Source organism: Methylobacterium sp. Leaf466 (genome assembly GCF_001425565.1).
Lineage (GTDB): Bacteria > Pseudomonadota > Alphaproteobacteria > Rhizobiales > Beijerinckiaceae > Methylobacterium.
Window position 1 is genome coordinate 341,558 of record NZ_LMRC01000034.1, and the last position, 16,287, is coordinate 357,844.

Consider the following 16,287-nt stretch of genomic DNA (forward strand, 5'->3'; position numbering starts at 1 on the left):
CCCGGCGAGGAGAGACGAGGATGGACGCGGCCCAGCCCACCGACAGGGGCCCGCCGGTGGTGCGCACCATCGCGATGCCCGCCGACACCAACCCGTCCGGCGACATTTTTGGCGGCTGGCTGATGGGCCAGATGGATCTGGCCGCCGGCAACGTCGCCGCCCGCCGCTCGAGGGGGCGCTGCGCCACCATCTCCGTCGACGCGATGACCTTCCACTCCCCGGTCTTCGTGGGCGACGAGGTCAGCCTCTACGCCTGGGTCGTCGCGGTGGGCCGCACCTCGATCCGCATTCAGGTCGAGGTCTGGCGCCGCGAGCGTACCGGCGAGGCGACGATCAAGGTGACGGAAGGGCGGTTCACCTTCGTGGCCATCGACGGCGAGCGGCGGCCGCGGGTGGTGCCGCCGGAGGTTGGTTAGGGATGACCGCAAGCCGTTGAGCAGTGGGCATCTGCTTGCGACCCATGCTCGCCGCCCGCACCATCCCGGTCACGTCTCCGACGCGGCCGTTCGGCGACGTTGCTGGACGCATCCTTTCGCGGTGTGCGCCTTCTCACCGCGTCTTCGATCGCATGTGCTCTAGCCAGCCCTGATGAGCATCAGCATCCACGACGTCAGCGTCCCGATCTTCGTCAACGCGCTTGGCAACATGAGCGCGTGGCTCGACAAGGCGGCATCGGAGAAGCCGGAAGCCGAGTTGCTGATCCGGCGGCTGGCTCCGGACATGAAGCCCTTGCCTGCCCAGTATCAAATGGCGTCCGACAGCGCGAAGAACGCGGTGGCACGGCTCGCCGGGATCGAAGCGCCCTCGATGCCCGACGTCGAGGCGACGTTCGCCGAACTGAAGGAGCGCTGTGCCAGGACGATGGCCTTCGTCGAAGGCGTCGATCCGGCCGCGTTGGCCTCGGGCGCGCAGCGCGAGGTGGAACTGACGTTCCCGAACGGCATGGGATACCGCTTCACCGGGCAGGCCTATCTCACCGGCTTCGCGCTTCCGAACTTCTTCTTCCACGTGACCACAGCCTACGGGATCCTCCGCAACGCTGGAGTGAGCCTCGCCAAGCCGGATTTTCTTCGGCATCTCGGGCCTCCGAACATCCTCGGCGCGAAGTAGTCGTTCAGGCTTCCCAGTCTCGCGACCGATCTGCGGAATCGGCTTGGGGCGCGCATGGCGCCCTCAGCTCGGCAGTCTCCAGGAGGTCGATCTCCAGGAGGTCGATTGAGCCTTGCCGACGTCGGCGCGTTCCTTCCCACGTCCTGCGCCGAACCGAAGCCCCCATGTCGAGCCTGTCCGAGGGAAAGGCTCGCTTGACCGACCGTGCCGAAGCGCCGCTCCGCCGCCTGCCTGTCTCCCGACCGAGGCGGCTCGTGAAAGTGCTGGACCTCGACGTGCGTTCCGATGCTCCGCCACGCGGATGCGGACCGGCAGAAATCCACCCGCGTCGGACCTCGGTCCGAACGCCTCGGTCATGCTCGGACCATCGGCGACACGGCCCTCACCGGATCGCCACGAACGACTTCACCAGCCCGCAAAACCGCTCCCGCTCGATGCGCGCGTCGGGAAACAGCGCCGTCATCTCGCGCCCGTCGAGTAAACTCGAATCGGACAGGATACGGTCGGCCTCCTCGAAGGTCTCGGCACGGGGGAAGAAACCATGGGCGCTCGTCATCACCAGGCTGCGTTGCCAGGGGCGGGGGAGCCAGTGGATCAGAGGCGTGCGCAGGTGCGGTTCCACCGGGAACCAGTAGTTGGGCGTCTGGACGTAATAGCGGGGTGCGACGCGGCGGATCTCGGCGGCCATGCGGACCTTGTTGCCCCAGCTGCCCACATGCTCGATCACCGAGTTGGAATGCACCACGTCGAAGGCGAAGTCGGGGATGTCGGTCAGGGCGCAGCCGTCGCCCACGGTGGCGACGAAGCGGGAATCGGGCGTCTTCTCCGGGTAGAGATTGAGCAGGGTGAAATGCAGCGGCCGGTCCTTCCACAGCGATTCCAGCCCGAGCCAGTAGTCGGCCGCTCCCCCGAGGTCGAGGACGCGGCAGGTCGGCTGGCGCGCCAGGATCTCGTCGCAGACCGCCAGGAACGCGCTCACCCGCCTGCGGCGGAAACGGTTGGCGTAGACGGCCGTCTTCGTCGGCTTGACCCACCACATCGGACGATCCCGTCTCCCCCTGGCACATCCGGACGGGTCCTTTCGGAACCGCAGCCCGCCTGTGCCGACCGTTTTCGGCACGCCTGGCGCGCCCCCCGGCCGCTCGGTCCCGGCCGCCGCAAGGGAAGAGCCAGGACGGCCCGTCGTGCAACCGGTATCCGCCGGCATGGTCACTGGTTCGGCTCCTCCACCCCGGCGGCCGCGTGCTCTCCGGTGAGGGCTGCGCGATGATCTTTGCGCGCGAGCCCGATCGCGCCGCCGGCGGGGGGACCGATCGTCGGGCCGTCGTCGCCGGGGGGCTCGCGCTCGCCGCCGGGATGGGGGGGCAGGCCCGGGCCTGGGCGCCCGACGGCCTCCACGCCGCCGCGCGGGCCAAGGGGCTGGCCTACGGCTCGGCCGTCAACATCACGCCGTTGCGCCGCGACCCGGCCTACGGCCGGGCGATCGCGCGGGAGTGCGGGCTGGTGGTGGCCGAGAACGAGATGAAGATGGCCCACGCCTGGCCGCAGGCTGAGCGGCCGGCCTTTGCCGGCGGCGACGAGACCGCGGCCTTCGCGCGGGCCAACGGCCAGTCCCTGCGCGGCACGACCCTGGTCTGGCACGAGGCCCTGCCGGCCTGGGCGCGGGAGCGGATGACGGCGCCGCGCGAGGCGGAGGCACTGATGCGCCGCTGGATCGGCCTCATCGCCGGGCGCTACCGCGGCCGCATCGAATCCTGGGACGTCGTCAACGAGATCTGCGGGCCGCAGGACGGGCGCGAGGGCGGCTTGCGCAACAGCCCCTGGCTCGACGCGCTGGGCCCCCGCTACGTCGACCTCGCCTTCGCGATCCTGCGCGAGGTCGATCCCCTCGCCGCAGGGGTCTGGAACGAGAACGACCTCGAACCCGCCGCCGACTGGGTCGAGCGCCGCCGCGCCATGGTGCTCAAGACCCTCGAGGGCCTGCTGGCCCGCGGCGTGCCGGTCCGCCGCTTCGGCCTGCAGGGGCACCTCAACAGCACGCTGCCGTTCGACGAGCGCGCCTTCCGCCGGTTTCTGGCGGAGATCGCGGCGTTGGGGCTCTCCATCGAGATCACCGAGTTCGACGTCGACGACAGGGCCTATCCGGCCGACATCGCCGTGCGCGACCGCAAGGTGTCCGACTTCGCGCGGCGCTTCCTCGACGTGGCCCTCGACGAGCCCGCGCTCCTCGCCGTCACGACCTGGGACATCACAAACGCCAACACCTGGCTCGACGTGAACCCGCAGCGCCGCCGCCGGGACGGGCTGCCCCAGCGCGCGCTGCCCCTCGACGACGCCTACGGGCGCACGCCGCTCTGGCAGGCGATGCGGACGGCCTTCGTCGATGCGCCCGACCACCGCGCCATGCGCGCCCGGCTGCGGGGGGGATAGGCGCCTTACCGGCGCGCCGCGGACACCGAGGGCCGCTCCTCGGCGTATTGCCGGAGGAAGGCGGTCATTTCCGACAACGCCGGTGCCTTCGAGCGGAAGGCCACCGAGAGGGCCAGCAGCGTGTCGGCGTGGTCGAGGCCGGGGTAGACCCGCTCCTGCACCGGCACGCGCACGGCGCGCAGCCTGGCGGCGAGGTTCTGCGTGTTGCGCGGGCGCACGATGGTGTCGGCCTCGCCCGTGGCGAGGAAGGCCGGCGGCGAATGCGGCCCGGCGAAGGTGATCGGCTGGGTCGCGGCCTTGTCGGGCGCCTCGCCGAAGACCTCGCGGGCGGTGCCCTCGTCCAGCGGCAGGAAATCGTAGGGGCCCGACAGGCCCGCCACCGCCCGGATCGCCTTGGGGTCGACGCCGGCCCGGCGCAGGTAGCGGGAATCGAGCCCGAGCATCGCCGCGTTGTAGGCCCCGGCCGAATGGCCCGCGAGCACGATGCGGTTCGGGTCGCCCCCCAGGGCCGCGATGTTGTCGCGCACCCAGGCGACGGCGGCGGCCCCGTCGTCGAGGAAGGCGGGGAAGCGCACCGCCGGGTACAGCCGGTAATCGGGCATCACCGTCACGAAGCCCTGCGCGGCGAGCGCCTGGCCGACGAAGGCGTAATCCTCCTTGGCGCCGCTCTTCCACGAGCCGCCGTAGAAGAACACCAGCACCGGCGCCCGGTTGGCCGCGGCCACCGGCACGAACACGTCGAGTTTCGCGCGCGGATCGCTGCCGTAGACGGCATCCTTGAGGGCGAGGCGGCCGCCGCCGTCGCGGGGTCCCAGCGCGTCGAACAGGGCGAGCGGCGAGCAGGCCGACAGCCCGAGCGCCCCGAGGGCGAGGGCGAAGAGGCCGGCGACGACGGTGAGGATTCGGGTCATTCAGCTCTCGGAACGGGGCGACGCCGACCCTGATCCACGGCCGAAGGGGCGGATTCATGACCGAACGCCGGACAAGGGCGCACGCGCGTCAATCCGGCCGTCGGCTCGCCAGATCGTCGTAGAGGGCGATCAGTGCCGCGGCGTGGCGCGCGGCCGTCATCGGGCTCGCCCAGTAGTGGTCGTGGGCCGCCCGCCCGAGGTCGGCGACCCGCCGGTCGTCGTGCAGCTGCCCGAAGGCCGCCGCGAGGGCAGGGACCTCCGGGGCGGTGACGAAGCCGGTGAGCCCGTCGACGACCTTCTCGGCCGCCCCCGACCGGTTCGAGGCGACGACCGGGATGCCGGCGGCCAGGGCCTCGTAGACCGTGAGCGGCCCGGTCTCGTACCAGCGCGAGGGGGCGGCCAGGGCCCGGGCGCGCGAGCGCAGGATCGCGGCGACGGCCTCGGGCGCCTGCCAGCCGACGACCTCGACGCCGGGCCGCGCCCGCAGCTCCTCCTCCAGCGGCCCGGCGCCGATGAACAGGGCGGTGAGCCCGGCGACCCGGGCGGCCTCGGCCACGAGGTCGGCGCCTTTCTCCCGGGTGAGGCGCCCGACGTAGGCGACCGCGTCGCCGCGGTCCGGCTCGGCCGGCGGGCCGGGCATCGCCCGCACCGGATTGTCGATGCGGTGATGGCGCAGGTCGAGGCCGCCGACGAGGTCGCCCATCCGGTCCAGGCTCGCGTCGCAGACGTGCACGACGTCGAGCCGGCGGCGGCGCAGGGTGGCGCGAAGGGCGGCCGTTCGGCCGACCCGGACGAGCTTGTGCAGGCGCCCGCGACCGTCGCAGGGTGCGCTCAGGCAGGCCGGCGAGAGCGGCCGGAGGGTGCAGGGCTCGTTCCGGTCGAACCGGTAGTAGACCCCGTTGGGACAGGCGAGGAAGTAGTCGTGCAGGGTGACGAGCACCGGCACGCCGCGCTTCGCCAGTACCGGAAACGCGCTCGGCGACAGGCTCCGTGTCCATTGGTGCAGGTGGATGACGTCGGGGGCGCGCGACAGGCCGTCGAGAGCCGCCGCGAGGCGCCGGGCCGATGCCCGGTCCCAGAGGCCGGCCATGGCCCCCGCCAACCGCGGCCGGTCCCAGATGTCGGCGTTCCCGAGGACGATCCGGGCGATGCCGGCGTGGTCGAGCAGCGGATCGGCCGGTCCCGCGATGGCCTGGACGTAGGTCACCGCGACGCCCGCCTCGGCCAGGGCCCTGGCCGATTCCACCGCGACCTTCTCGGCGCCCCCGCTCGCCACCGCGAATTCGGCCAGGACAACGACGTGCATGGGCGTGTCACCGGCTCGGGCGGCATCGTCGCCGACTGTCGACAATCTAACCTGGTTTACGGCCGATCAACGCACGGATGGTAAAGATCGGGTCCCCGCCGCCCCGATGAAGGTCGACCCGCCATGCACGTCGTCCTCGTCGCCGACCACGCCTTCATCAACGGCGGCCAGGCCAAGGTCGCCATCGACGAAGCCCTCGGCCTCGTCGGGCGCGGGCACCGGGTCACGCTGTTCGCCGCCGTCGGCCCGGCCGATCCGCGCCTCGCGGCCGCCGGCGTCCGGGTGGTCTGCCTCGACCAGGACGACATCGCCACCACCCGCAACCGCCTCGCCTTCGCGGTCCAGGCGATCTGGAACCGGACCGCGGCCCGGCGCCTCGCGCAGGAGCTGAGTGTCTGCGACCCGCGCGACACCATCGTGCACGTGCATGCCTTCGCCAAGGCGTTGTCGCCCTCGATCGGGGTCAGCCTGCGGCGCTCGGGGCTGCCGCTCCTCTACACGATGCACGAGTTCTTCCTCGTCTGCCCGAACGGGGGGTTCTACGAGTTTCCCGCCCAACGCATCTGCCATCGCGTGCCGATGTCGCTCGATTGCGCCACCACGAACTGCGACGCGCGCAGCTATCCGCGCAAGGTCCTGCGCCTGGTGCGCCACGCCGGCCTCGACCACGTGGCGGGCCTGCGCGACGTGTTTCCCCACATCGTCACCATCAGCGCCCTGCAGGAGCGGGTGGTGACGCCCTACCTGCCCGCCGGCACCGCGTTCCACCGGGTCGACAACCCGATCGGCATCGCCCAGGCGCCCCTGCGCGAGGGGCCGCCCGGGGACTTCCTGTTCGTGGGCCGCATCTCCAGCGAGAAGGGTGCGCCGGTCTTCGCCGAGGCCGCGCGGCTCGCCGGCGTGCGCCCGGTCTTCATCGGCGACGGACCGCGCCGGGACGACCTCGTCGCGCGCTATCCCGAGGCGGTGATGCTCGGCTGGAAGGACCCCGAGGCGGTGGCGGCCGCCATGCGGCAGGCCCGCGCCCTGGTGTTCCCCAGCGTCTGGTACGAGGGTCAGCCGCTCACGGTCTACGAGGCGCTCGCCTGCGGCACGCCGGTGGTGGTGAGCGACGACTGCGCCGGCCGCGAGGCGATCGAGGACGGCGAGAACGGTTTCTGGTTCCGCACCGGCGACCCCGAGGCGCTGGCCGCGCACCTGCGCCGGCTCTGCGACGACGACCTCGCCACACGCATGGGACGGACCGCCTATGACCGCTACTGGAGCAGCCCGCTGACCCTCGACGCCCATCTCGACCGCCTGCAGGGCGTCTACGAGGTCGTCCGGCGCAGCGCGGCGGCGAGGCCCGACCGGCCCCGGCTGACCCGTCTGGCACCTCTGGGCTCCGCCGCGCGTTGACCGCATGAGAGCATCGCCGCTGCGGTGCACGACGCGAAACCTTGGGAGACAACCGATGGTCGACGACGCCAGGACGCCCGGCAAGGGCCAGCCGCCGGGTCCGCACGAGGACGACACCAAGCCCACGAGCGGCGCCAAGACCGCGCCGTCGGACAAGGGCAGCCCGGAGAACGACCAGGGCGCCCTCAACGAGCGCCTCGACGAGGCGCTGGAGGAGACGTTTCCCTCGAGCGATCCGGTCTCGGTGAAGATCACCAAGTAGGGCGGAGTCGGTCAGCGGGCGGGGAACCGCACGGTGGGACTCGGTCTGCGCGCCCGCCGGTCACACCACCAGCCCGCGGACCGCGAACGCGCTGGCCAGCATCCCGAACACGAACAGCGGTACGCCGAAGCCGCTGTACCAGATCGCCCGGGCGGTCGGCGCCTTGAGGAACGTCTGCATCATCACGAGCTGGCCGGCCAGGAAGACCACGATCACCGCGGCCTCGACCTGCCGGTCCCAGGCGAGCAGAAAGCCGATCACCGCCACCTGCGGCACCGCCATCATCCAGCAGGCCACCGTCGCGGCCCGCTGCGGACCCAGCATCGCCGGCAGAGACCGGATGCCGGTCTGGAGGTCGCCCTTGATCGATTTGAAGTCGTTGAGGGTCATGATGCCGTGGGCCCCGGCGCTGTAGAGGGCGGCGAGGATCAGCGAGGGCGCCGGCGGCAGTCCGCCGCCGACCATCACCGCCGCTCCGGTGACCCAGGCGAGGCCTTCGTAGCAGAGGCCGCATGCGGCGTTGCCCCACCAGCCGTTGCGCTTGAGCCGCAGGGGCGGCGCGCTGTAGGCCCAGGCCAGGGCCAGCCCGACGACGGCCGCCACGAACACCCATGGCCCCAGGGCGAGCGCCACCAGGAGCGAAAGCCCCGTCCAGGCGACGGCGATGCGCAGGCCCCAGGTGCCGGGGATGCGCCCCGAGGGGATCGGCCGGTTCGGCTCGTTGATGGCATCGACCTCGCGGTCGTACCAGTCGTTGACCGCCTGGCTCGTGGCGCAGACCAGCGGCCCGGCGAGCACGATGCCGACGACGGCCACGAGCCAGTTCCCGGCGAGCGGTACGCCCGAGGCGACCACGCCGCAGCCGAAGGCCCACATCGGCGGAAACCACGTCACCGGCTTGAGGAGTTCCAGCACCGCGGAGGGAGCGGGCGTGGTCCTGGCCGGCGTAGTGCTCGCCGGGGTCGTCGCGGCCGTGCCGTCGCGGCCCGGCTCGTGCGCGAAGCCCGGCGCCGCCGTCGTCGCCGAGCCTCGAGACTCCGTCGAGACCCGGGAATCGATCGAGATCTGGGATTCGCTCATGTCCGCCTCCGTCTCAGCGTGCCAACAGCGGGAAGGTGACGCCGATCGCCCAGGCGAAGGCGATGGCGTTGGCGAGGCCCGCCACCATGGGGTGGCCGGTGCGTCGGTAGCTCCAGCCGCTGATCGCGCCGTATACGAGGAAGAACAGCACGATCACCGGCACGATGATGACGAGGAAGAACAGGCGCCCGAAGTCGAGCCCGACGGCGAGCGCCAGCGACGCGAGGAAGACGAGCTTCGAGGCGGCGTAGGCCCCTCGTGCGGCCCCCCGCCCGCGCGTGAGCCATTCGTCGGCGAGGAAGAACGACAGGGTCCCCACCAGCATCGCCAGGATCAGGACCACCCGGTGCGGGGCGGGCACGAAGGCGGTCGCATAGGCGTCGATGGGCAGGACGAGGCCGACGAATCCGTAGAGCGTGACCGCGGCGGCTCCGGCGGCGAGCGCCGGGACGGAGATCGGCGCCTTCGTCCGCACCGGTGCGCCACGCCGCCCGATCCACCACAGGCAGGCGGCGGTGAGGAGACCGTAGGCGGCGAAGTGGACGGCGAGGTAATCCGCCACGAGGACGGGCAGGACGTGGGTCGGCACCACCCGCAGGACGAGGGGCGTGACGATGGCGGGGATCGCCAGCGCCGGCCACAGGCGGCGCCAGCTCAAGCCTGCGCCCAAAGGCACCGGGCTCACGACGGGCAGGAGACGGGAGGCCGGCCAGGCCAGGGCGACGACTCCGGCGAGCAGGAGGACGATCCAGGGGCCGCGCCCGTCAAGGGGACGCGGTATAGGACCGGACCGCAAGAACGTCGCGTCGAGCCAGGCGGCGGCCTCCTCGAGTCCGGCCCGGGCATAGAGCACGCCGACATGCTCGACGCCGGGGGAGACGGCGAGCCGGCGGGCGGTGCCGGCCGCGAGGTCGCCATAGGTGACGCCCTCGCGCGGCGCGTCCGGCGCCGAGCTCAGCCCGACCGCGCGCAGGCCTTCGGCCCGCAGGGCGCCCTCCCAGCCCCCGGCGACGATCAGCAGGTTGCGCGGGCTGTCGCGGGTGACCGCGGGGGAGAACATCGAGACCGCGACGGTGGCGGCGACCTCCGGCACTTCCTGGTCCGGGATGTCCTGCGCCGGCATGTTCTGGGCGACGCGCACGACGATGTCGGAGGCCATGGAATGGCCGAGGAGGGCCAAGCGTCCGTCGCCGCGGCCGCGCAGGCGGTCGATCACCCGCTTCGTCGCGTCCACGAGGCTGCGGGTCGCGCCGTCCTCGCTGGTGATGCTGCCGGTGAGGGGCGCGGGGTTCCGGCCGTGGCCGGGAAAGTCGAAGGTGACGGCGACGTACCCGCTGTGCGCGAGCGTCGTCGCGAACGGCAGCATCAGCTGCTGCGAACCGGCGAACCCGTGCGCGATCACCACCACAGGCCCGGGCGGGGCGCCGGCCGCCCGGAACACGGTGGCCGGCGTGCCGTCGACCGACACCGCCTCGACGACGAGCCCTCGCGTGGCCGCCTGCAGGTGCCACAGGGCCGCCGCGATGGCGATGAGCGCGGCCACGGCCACGGCGGCCCGCCGGACCCGCTGCATCGTCGGACGCGTCATGCCGGGTCGACGGGGATCGCGGCCCTGGGCGTCTCGTCCTCGGTCGGCGTCAGCCCGTAGGGGGCGACCAGGGCCCAGACGTGGGGCGGCACCATCGTGCGCAGGCGCCGCGGCCGGTTGCGGCGCAGGTGCAGCACCGTCTCGACGGCCTTCATCTCGACGCGGGTACGGGCGAATTCGAGCCCGCGCGGTCCGACCCGCGGCATCAGCCAGCCGACGATGGGGCGCACCCAGTCGGGCATGCGGCGGAGCGGCAGGCCGCCGGCCGCGCGCTCGACGTTGGCGAGGAACCCCTTCACCGCCCCCTTCCGCTTGCCCGCGCTGCCGGGGGCCGCGGTGCGGACCTCGTCACCGAGCAGGGCGAGCAGTTCCTCGCCCCGCTCGTTGCGGACGATGAGCCATTGCTCGCCCTGCCCGGCCATGTAGCCCACCGTGATGTCGGACAGGACGTTGGTGTAGTCGACGCAGGTCCGGCAGGTGAGGGGAAAGAAGTCGGGCGGCAACTGCGAGATCGGCAACTGCAGGAACGGGATCGCCTTCACGCGCCCGTCGGAGAAGCGCAGCTCGACGTGGTAGTCCGCCCGGAACTCCAGGTAGACGATCGTGGCGGGATCCTCGGACAGGAGCGCCAGGAAGTCGTGGAACCGCTCGGTGGTGGTGTTGTCCGAACACGGCGTGCCGATCACGTAGAGGCGCTCGAACCCCAGTTCGGCTTCGAGGGCGCGCAGGGCATAGACCTGGCAGGGAATGCCGACGACGGCCAGGCGCCGGTAGCCGCGTTCGCGCGCCGGTTCGAGCAGGGCGAGGAGGGGCGCGTAGCCCATGCGCATGCCCCGGCAGGCCGCGAGATCCTCGGGGCGGGTGACGAGGACGGGGACCGGCCGCCAACGGTCGTCCGGGTCCGCGGCCATGGTCAGCACGGCATCCACCGCGCCGGTCTCGAGCAGGCGTTCGGCGAGCCGCGTGGTGATTCCGCTCCATTGCGCGCCCTCGCGCGGCGCGACGAGGTTGGCGCGCAGCATGCGCCGGAACGGCCCGAAGAAGCGTTCGTCGGTGCGGGCCTCGTCGCGCGCCCGGCCGTGCACCCGCGCCTCCAGCCCCGCGTAGTCCGGCTTGATGAACTGGCAGGCCGTGCCGCAGCGCTTGGGGTCGGCCGTCCGGGAGATCCCGCAGTCGGTGCACAGATCGCGCGGCGCCGGCACCGGCCAGGCCGGAGGGGAGGGGGGCGATGCGAGGGATCGCTCGGTACGGGACGCGGCCATGACTCTACTCTGGGAGCGCGTCCACCTGTCCCGGTCGATCCCCGGGGCCGCCGGATGGGCAACGTGCTCGCACTTCGAACCGCATCAAAGCCGCTGATGGCGAATGTGTAAAGTTGTTTTGACACACGGCAAGCGGCGTCGGCCTCCGAAGGGTCGGACGGAGTCCGACCCTTCGGAGGCGGGGCGGGATCATCCCAGCCGCTTGGCGGCCCAGGCGATGTGGTCGGCCATGAAGGTCGAGATGAAGTAGTACGAGTGATCGTAGCCCTCGCGCATGTTGAGGGTCAGGGCGATACCGGCCTTTTTGCAGGCCTCTTCGAGCAGCCAGGGGCGAAGGCCGTTGTCGAGGAAGCTGTCGGCCGTGCCCTGGTCCACCAGGAATTCCGCGAAACGCTTGCCGTCCTCGATCAGCGCGGTGGCGTCGTGGGCGCGCCACGTGGCGGTGTCGGCCCCGAGGTACTTCTCGAAGGCGGGCTTCGACCATCCGGCCGTGGAGGGCTGGGCGATGGGGGCGAAGGCCGAGCACGACTTGAAGCGGTCGGGGTAGGTCAGCGCGATGGTGAGGGCCCCGTGGCCGCCCATCGAGTGGCCGAAGATGCCCTGGCGGGTCATGTCCGCCGGGAACTCCTTGGCGACGAGGGCGGGCAGCTCCTCGGTGACGTAGCTCCACATCTTGTAGTTCGCGGCGTAGGGCGCCTGCGTGGCATCGAGGTAGAAGCCCGCCCCTGAGCCGAACTGCCAGTTGTCCGCCTCGTCCGGGATGCCGGGGCCGCGCGGGCTGGTGTCGGGCGCCACGATGATGACGCCGTGCTCGGCTGCCGCCTTGCGGTACTCGCCCTTGTCCATGACGTTGGCGTGGGTGCAGGTGAGGCCCGACAGGTACCATAGCACCGGCACCGGGCCGTTCTCGGCTTGCGGCGGCACGAACACCGCGAAGGTCATCGGGCAGCCGGTGGTCGCCGCATCGTGCTTGTAGACGCCCTGCGTGCCGCCATGGGCGCGGGCCTTCGAGATGGTTTCCATGTGTGCTCTCCTGCTAGGGGCATGGATTTTATTGGGGGCATGGATTTTCCCTCCCCACAAAGGGGGAGGGAGGCAGTGTCAGCCAAGATCCATCCTAGTAAACCACCACCGACCGGATCGACTTGCCCTCGTGCATGAGGTCGAAGCCGTGGTTGATGTCTTCGAGCGGCATGGTGTGGGTGATCAGATCGTCGATGTTGATCTTGCCCTCCATGTACCAGTCGACGATCTTCGGCACGTCGGTGCGGCCGCGCGCTCCGCCGAAGGCCGAGCCCTTCCAGACGCGGCCGGTGACGAGCTGGAACGGACGGGTCGAGATCTCCTTGCCGGCCTCGGCCACGCCGATGACGATGGATTCACCCCAGCCGCGATGACAGCATTCGAGCGCCTGGCGCATGACGTTGACGTTGCCGGTGCAGTCGAACGAGAAGTCGGCGCCGCCCCCGGTCGCGTCGAGGATCGCCGCCACGACGTGATCGTTGCCGACTTCCTTAGGGTTGATGAAGTGGGTCATGCCGAATTTGCGGGCCATCTCCTGCTTGTCCGGATTGATGTCGACGCCGATGATCTTGTCGGCGCCCACCATCCGGGCGGCTTGGAGCACGTTGAGGCCGATGCCGCCGAGGCCGAACACCACCACGTTGGCGCCGGGCCAGACTTTCGCGGTGTAGATGACCGCGCCGATGCCGGTGGTGACGCCGCAGCCGATGTAGCAGATCTTGTCGAAGGGGGCGTCTTCGCGGATCTTGGCCAGGGCGATCGCCGGCAGCACCGTGAAGTTCGAGAAGGTCGAGCAGCCCATGTAGTGGAACACGGAATTCGCGCTGCCCGGGCTGCCGCCGGTGGAGACGCAGGAGAAGCGCGAGGTGCCGTCCGGCATCACGCCCTGGCCCTGCGTGGAGCGGATCGCCGTGCAGAGGTTGGTGCGCTGGGACAGGCAGGACTTACAGCTGCGGCATTCCGGCGTGTAGAGCGGGATGACGTGGTCGCCGACTTTCAGGTCGGTGACCCCGGCGCCGACTTCGCGCACGATGCCGGCGCCCTCGTGGCCGAGGATCGCCGGGAACTTGCCCTCGGAATCGAGGCCCGACAGGGTGTAGGCGTCGGTGTGGCAGATGCCCGTGGCCATGAGCTCGACGAGAACCTCGCCGGCCTTGGGTCCTTCGATATCGATGGTCTCGATGGTGAGAGGCTTCTTGGCCTCCCACGCCACCGCTGCGCGCGTCTTCATGATCGTCATGTCTCTTGGGTATCGATCACGGACGGCGTCGAACTGCCGACTCTTCGCGCCGCGTCGTCCCGGAAGGACGGCGGCACGAACGGCCCGAAAATCTGGGTGGTGTGTGATGGTTCTGGCCGCGAGATGCAACGCCCCGGCGCCGACCGTTCGGATCGGACCCCGCAAACTTGCCGCGCCCACGGGGCGAAACGGGGCATGAACCGTTTTCGACAACCACGCGTTTCATGCCCATGGGGGACGTGACGTCTTTCGGAGATCGATCATGAAACGTGTTCTTCTCGCATCAGCCGCCATGGTCGGGGCGCTGGCCCTGATTCCCGCCACCGCCGATGCCCGGGGCTTCCGGGGCGGTGGCTTCCACGGCGGCGGCTTCGGTGGCGGTGGCTTCGGCGGTGGTGGCTTCCGGGGCGGCTTCGGCGGCGGCGGGTTCCGCGGAGCCGGCTTCGGCGGGGGCTATCGCGGCGGCTTCGGGGGATACCGTGGCGGCTTCGGCGGCGGTTATCGTCCGGCGGCCTTCGGCGGTTATCGCGGTGGCTTCGGCGGCTATCGCGGCGGCTACTACGGTGGCCGCGGCTATGGACGCGGCGTCGGCATCGGAGCGGTCGGCCTGGGTCTCGGCCTCGGTCTGGCGGCCGGCGGTCTATACGGCGGCGGCTACTACCCGAGCTACGGCTACGCACCTGTGGGCTACGGTGGCGGTTACGGCTACGGCGGTGGCTATGCCCCGGCATCCTACGGCGGCTACGGCGAGTGCTACACCGTGCCGCGCACCCGCTGGACGCCCTACGGTTACCGCCGCGTGCTGGTCGAGCGCTGCTACTGAGCGACCGACTTCGGTGATCTCGACGATGGGGGCCGCGATCTCGCGGCCCCTTTTTCGTCGTGCCTAGCGTCGCATCTCGTCCCGTCGCATCGGCATCGCATCGATGGTCGAGGCCAGTTGCGCCGCCGTGATCGGATCGGTGGCCACGAGTTTGGCCCCTCCGTCCTTGCCGATCAAAACCGACCGAAAGGCGCCCTCGGGAAGTCCGAGCTTCTTCCTCAGGGCCACCGCCGATGGGGCGTCGCCATAGGCGTCCACGCTCACGAGGTCGCGCTCGGCCATGGCTTTCCCGGCCGCCGCGGCGATGGCGCGTTGCGCCCGTGCCCGCGGGTCGTCGGCGCTGGGTGCGGAGATCACGAGGACCCGCGACCGCCAGCGATGCTCCGAGAGAGGATCGGCCTTGACCGCCGCCGCCGAGCCGATCGCGACCATCGCCAGGCCGACCGTCCAGACGGGCGCGACGGTCCTGCCCCCGGATCGCGCGACAGACCGGAGGTCGCTCGGGCTCGCCGAAATCGATCCGTCGAGGCCTGCGATCATCCCCATTCGCGCCATGCTGCACTCCTATGGACCGCACCACAGCGGCGCGCCGGTTCGCGCCGTGGTCGCCGTGTCCTGAACGTCTCCAACCCCTGAAAGTGCCCATGGCCGAGCTCAACCGCCGCATCGTCCTCGCCTCGCGCCCCCATGGCGAACCGAGCCCGGCGCATTTCCGGATGGAGGAGGTGCGGGCACCCACCCCCCAGGAGGGCGAGGTGCTCCTGCGCAACCGCATCCTGTCCCTCGACCCCTACATGCGGGGCCGCATGAGTGCGGCGAAATCCTACGCCAAGCCCGTCGAGATCGGCGAGACCATGGTCGGCGCCACGGTCAGCGAGGTCGTGGCCTCGCGCCATCCCGATTTCGCGCCCGGCACCCTCGTCGTCGGCTTCGGCGGCTGGCAGGATTTTGCGATCTCCGACGGAAGCGGCCTGCGGCGGCTCGATCCGGCCGTGGCCCCCGTCGGTACGGCGCTGGGCATCCTCGGGATGCCGGGCATGACCGCTTATACGGGCCTCCTCAACATCGGTCGTCCGAAGGCGGGCGAGACGGTGGTTGTGGCCGCCGCCGCCGGCCCGGTGGGATCCCTGGTCGGCCAGATCGCCAAGCTGAAGGGCGCCCGGGCCGTCGGCATCGCCGGGGGCGCGGAGAAATGCACCTACCTCGTCGACGAACTCGGCTTCGACGTGGCCGTCGACCACCGCGGCCCCGACCTGCCGGGCAGCCTCGCCGCCGCCTGCCCGGACGGCATCGACGTCTATTTCGAGAACGTCGGCGGCGCGGTGTTCGAGGCCGTGCTGCCGCTCCTCAACGATTTCGCCCGCATGCCGGTCTGCGGCCTCGTCTCCGGCTACAGCCTCACCGACCTGCCGCCCGGCCCCGACCGTTCGCCGATCCTGATGCGGGCGGTGCTCACCAAGCGCCTGCACATCCAGGGCTTCATCGTCTGGGACTTCGCCGACCAGGAGGCCGCCTTCCTCGCCGAGGTCGGCGAATGGCTGGCGCAGGGGCGCGTCAAGCACCGCGAGGACATCGCGGAGGGCCTCGACAGGGCACCCGAGGCTTTCGTCGGCCTGCTCAAGGGCCGTAACTTCGGCAAGATGCTCGTCAGGCTGTCGTAGGCGACGGGCCTCGTTCCCTTGCTGGGTGACGAGAACATGAGTAGAACATCGGAGGTCTGGGGACAGATTCGCTGCGTGGTGGACAACGCCGGCCGATGCGGTTGTCGGCGGCGCGCGAAAGCCTCAGGACGTGGGTCGGCGGGGGCGGCGATGTGGAGCCCGGCCTTGCGCCGTCGTGAGATCGGTTCGGAGG

The 16,287-nt window shown here is 71.1% G+C and carries 16 protein-coding genes; 7 read left to right on the top strand and 9 right to left on the bottom strand.

The genetic code is table 11. From position 1 onward, the window contains the following. Positions 1 to 20: 20 nt before the first annotated feature. Positions 21 to 416: an acyl-CoA thioesterase gene (locus ASG59_RS17750; RefSeq protein WP_056410410.1), complete on the top strand. Its 396-nt coding sequence runs from the start codon at positions 21 to 23 to the stop codon at positions 414 to 416. A 172-nt stretch (positions 417 to 588) separates the two neighbouring features. Further along, on the top strand, positions 589 to 1,110 hold the full coding sequence (locus ASG59_RS17755) for a DUF1993 domain-containing protein (protein WP_056410412.1): 522 nt from the start codon (positions 589 to 591) through the stop codon (positions 1,108 to 1,110). A 382-nt stretch (positions 1,111 to 1,492) separates the two neighbouring features. Here the strand turns inward: ASG59_RS17755 and ASG59_RS17760 are convergent, their stop codons facing one another. Next, complete coding sequence (locus tag ASG59_RS17760; RefSeq protein WP_056283088.1) at positions 1,493 to 2,149, bottom strand: class I SAM-dependent methyltransferase; 657 nt, start codon at positions 2,147 to 2,149, stop codon at positions 1,493 to 1,495. Positions 2,150 to 2,376: 227 nt separating this feature from the next. On the opposite strand from ASG59_RS17760, the gene ASG59_RS17765 reads away from it, so the two are divergent. After that, entirely contained in the window at positions 2,377 to 3,540 is a 1,164-nt protein-coding gene (locus tag ASG59_RS17765) for an endo-1,4-beta-xylanase (RefSeq protein WP_055886591.1), read from the top strand. A 5-nt stretch (positions 3,541 to 3,545) separates the two neighbouring features. Here ASG59_RS17765 and ASG59_RS17770 read toward each other — a convergent pair whose 3' ends face one another. Both ASG59_RS17770 and ASG59_RS17775 read right to left on the bottom strand, forming a co-directional pair. Beyond that, entirely contained in the window at positions 3,546 to 4,451 is a 906-nt protein-coding gene (locus ASG59_RS17770) for an alpha/beta hydrolase (RefSeq protein WP_056410414.1), read from the bottom strand. 88 nt (positions 4,452 to 4,539) lie between these two features. Continuing rightward, on the bottom strand, positions 4,540 to 5,757 hold the full coding sequence (locus tag ASG59_RS17775) for a glycosyltransferase (protein WP_056410415.1): 1,218 nt from the start codon (positions 5,755 to 5,757) through the stop codon (positions 4,540 to 4,542). A gap of 123 nt (positions 5,758 to 5,880) precedes the next feature. Here ASG59_RS17775 and ASG59_RS17780 point away from each other — a divergent pair, with 123 nt between their 5' ends. Both ASG59_RS17780 and ASG59_RS17785 read left to right on the top strand, forming a co-directional pair. Next, positions 5,881 to 7,155, top strand: a complete 1,275-nt coding sequence (locus ASG59_RS17780; RefSeq protein WP_056410417.1) for a glycosyltransferase family 4 protein — start codon at positions 5,881 to 5,883, stop codon at positions 7,153 to 7,155. A gap of 55 nt (positions 7,156 to 7,210) precedes the next feature. After that, complete coding sequence (locus ASG59_RS17785) at positions 7,211 to 7,417, top strand: hypothetical protein (RefSeq protein WP_056410419.1); 207 nt, start codon at positions 7,211 to 7,213, stop codon at positions 7,415 to 7,417. Between the two features lie 60 nt (positions 7,418 to 7,477). On the opposite strand, the gene chlG is transcribed toward ASG59_RS17785, so the two are convergent. The 5 genes from chlG to ASG59_RS17810 form a co-directional block, all read right to left on the bottom strand. Next, entirely contained in the window at positions 7,478 to 8,497 is a 1,020-nt protein-coding gene (gene chlG, locus ASG59_RS17790; protein ID WP_082528829.1) for a chlorophyll synthase ChlG, read from the bottom strand. A 13-nt stretch (positions 8,498 to 8,510) separates the two neighbouring features. After that, the gene (locus ASG59_RS17795; RefSeq protein WP_056410421.1) at positions 8,511 to 10,085 is read right to left on the bottom strand and encodes an alpha/beta hydrolase; all 1,575 of its coding nucleotides are present in this window, start codon (positions 10,083 to 10,085) and stop codon (positions 8,511 to 8,513) included. Next, positions 10,082 to 11,347 (bottom strand): Coenzyme F420 hydrogenase/dehydrogenase, beta subunit C-terminal domain, encoded by a 1,266-nt coding sequence (locus ASG59_RS17800; protein WP_056283067.1) that lies wholly within the window; start codon positions 11,345 to 11,347, stop codon positions 10,082 to 10,084. The genes ASG59_RS17795 and ASG59_RS17800 overlap by 4 nt, the downstream gene beginning before the upstream one ends. A gap of 189 nt (positions 11,348 to 11,536) precedes the next feature. Then, positions 11,537 to 12,370, bottom strand: coding sequence for an S-formylglutathione hydrolase (gene fghA / locus ASG59_RS17805; RefSeq protein WP_056410423.1), 834 nt, complete (start codon positions 12,368 to 12,370; stop codon positions 11,537 to 11,539). A 94-nt stretch (positions 12,371 to 12,464) separates the two neighbouring features. Further along, on the bottom strand, positions 12,465 to 13,601 hold the full coding sequence (locus tag ASG59_RS17810; protein ID WP_056283525.1) for an S-(hydroxymethyl)glutathione dehydrogenase/class III alcohol dehydrogenase: 1,137 nt from the start codon (positions 13,599 to 13,601) through the stop codon (positions 12,465 to 12,467). A 271-nt stretch (positions 13,602 to 13,872) separates the two neighbouring features. Between ASG59_RS17810 and ASG59_RS17815 the strand changes: the two genes are divergently transcribed. Beyond that, a complete protein-coding gene (locus ASG59_RS17815) occupies positions 13,873 to 14,433 on the top strand; it encodes a hypothetical protein (RefSeq protein ID WP_056283061.1) in 561 nt (186 codons plus the stop codon). A gap of 63 nt (positions 14,434 to 14,496) precedes the next feature. Here the strand turns inward: ASG59_RS17815 and ASG59_RS17820 are convergent, their stop codons facing one another. Then, positions 14,497 to 14,988 carry a DUF4174 domain-containing protein gene (locus tag ASG59_RS17820; RefSeq protein ID WP_347379718.1) on the bottom strand — a complete coding sequence of 164 codons (492 nt, stop codon included), beginning with the start codon at positions 14,986 to 14,988 and terminating at the stop codon, positions 14,497 to 14,499. A gap of 89 nt (positions 14,989 to 15,077) precedes the next feature. Between ASG59_RS17820 and ASG59_RS17830 the strand changes: the two genes are divergently transcribed. Then, on the top strand, positions 15,078 to 16,094 hold the full coding sequence (locus ASG59_RS17830) for an NADP-dependent oxidoreductase (protein ID WP_056410425.1): 1,017 nt from the start codon (positions 15,078 to 15,080) through the stop codon (positions 16,092 to 16,094). Positions 16,095 to 16,287: the final 193 nt, after the last annotated feature.

Coding starts and splice junctions, on each gene's coding strand:
- ASG59_RS17750 (WP_056410410.1), top strand. CDS start 21: ATGGACGCGGCCCAGCCCACCGACAGGGGCCCGCCGGTGGTGCGCACC.
- ASG59_RS17800 (WP_056283067.1), bottom strand. CDS start 11,347: ATGGCCGCGTCCCGTACCGAGCGATCCCTCGCATCGCCCCCCTCCCCT.
- ASG59_RS17755 (WP_056410412.1), top strand. CDS start 589: ATGAGCATCAGCATCCACGACGTCAGCGTCCCGATCTTCGTCAACGCG.
- ASG59_RS17810 (WP_056283525.1), bottom strand. CDS start 13,601: ATGAAGACGCGCGCAGCGGTGGCGTGGGAGGCCAAGAAGCCTCTCACC.
- ASG59_RS17815 (WP_056283061.1), top strand. CDS start 13,873: ATGAAACGTGTTCTTCTCGCATCAGCCGCCATGGTCGGGGCGCTGGCC.
- ASG59_RS17770 (WP_056410414.1), bottom strand. CDS start 4,451: ATGACCCGAATCCTCACCGTCGTCGCCGGCCTCTTCGCCCTCGCCCTC.
- ASG59_RS17760 (WP_056283088.1), bottom strand. CDS start 2,149: ATGTGGTGGGTCAAGCCGACGAAGACGGCCGTCTACGCCAACCGTTTC.
- fghA (WP_056410423.1), bottom strand. CDS start 12,370: ATGGAAACCATCTCGAAGGCCCGCGCCCATGGCGGCACGCAGGGCGTC.
- chlG (WP_082528829.1), bottom strand. CDS start 8,497: ATGAGCGAATCCCAGATCTCGATCGATTCCCGGGTCTCGACGGAGTCT.
- ASG59_RS17830 (WP_056410425.1), top strand. CDS start 15,078: ATGGCCGAGCTCAACCGCCGCATCGTCCTCGCCTCGCGCCCCCATGGC.
- ASG59_RS17780 (WP_056410417.1), top strand. CDS start 5,881: ATGCACGTCGTCCTCGTCGCCGACCACGCCTTCATCAACGGCGGCCAG.
- ASG59_RS17785 (WP_056410419.1), top strand. CDS start 7,211: ATGGTCGACGACGCCAGGACGCCCGGCAAGGGCCAGCCGCCGGGTCCG.
- ASG59_RS17795 (WP_056410421.1), bottom strand. CDS start 10,085: ATGACGCGTCCGACGATGCAGCGGGTCCGGCGGGCCGCCGTGGCCGTG.
- ASG59_RS17775 (WP_056410415.1), bottom strand. CDS start 5,757: ATGCACGTCGTTGTCCTGGCCGAATTCGCGGTGGCGAGCGGGGGCGCC.
- ASG59_RS17820 (WP_347379718.1), bottom strand. CDS start 14,988: ATGGCGCGAATGGGGATGATCGCAGGCCTCGACGGATCGATTTCGGCG.
- ASG59_RS17765 (WP_055886591.1), top strand. CDS start 2,377: ATGATCTTTGCGCGCGAGCCCGATCGCGCCGCCGGCGGGGGGACCGAT.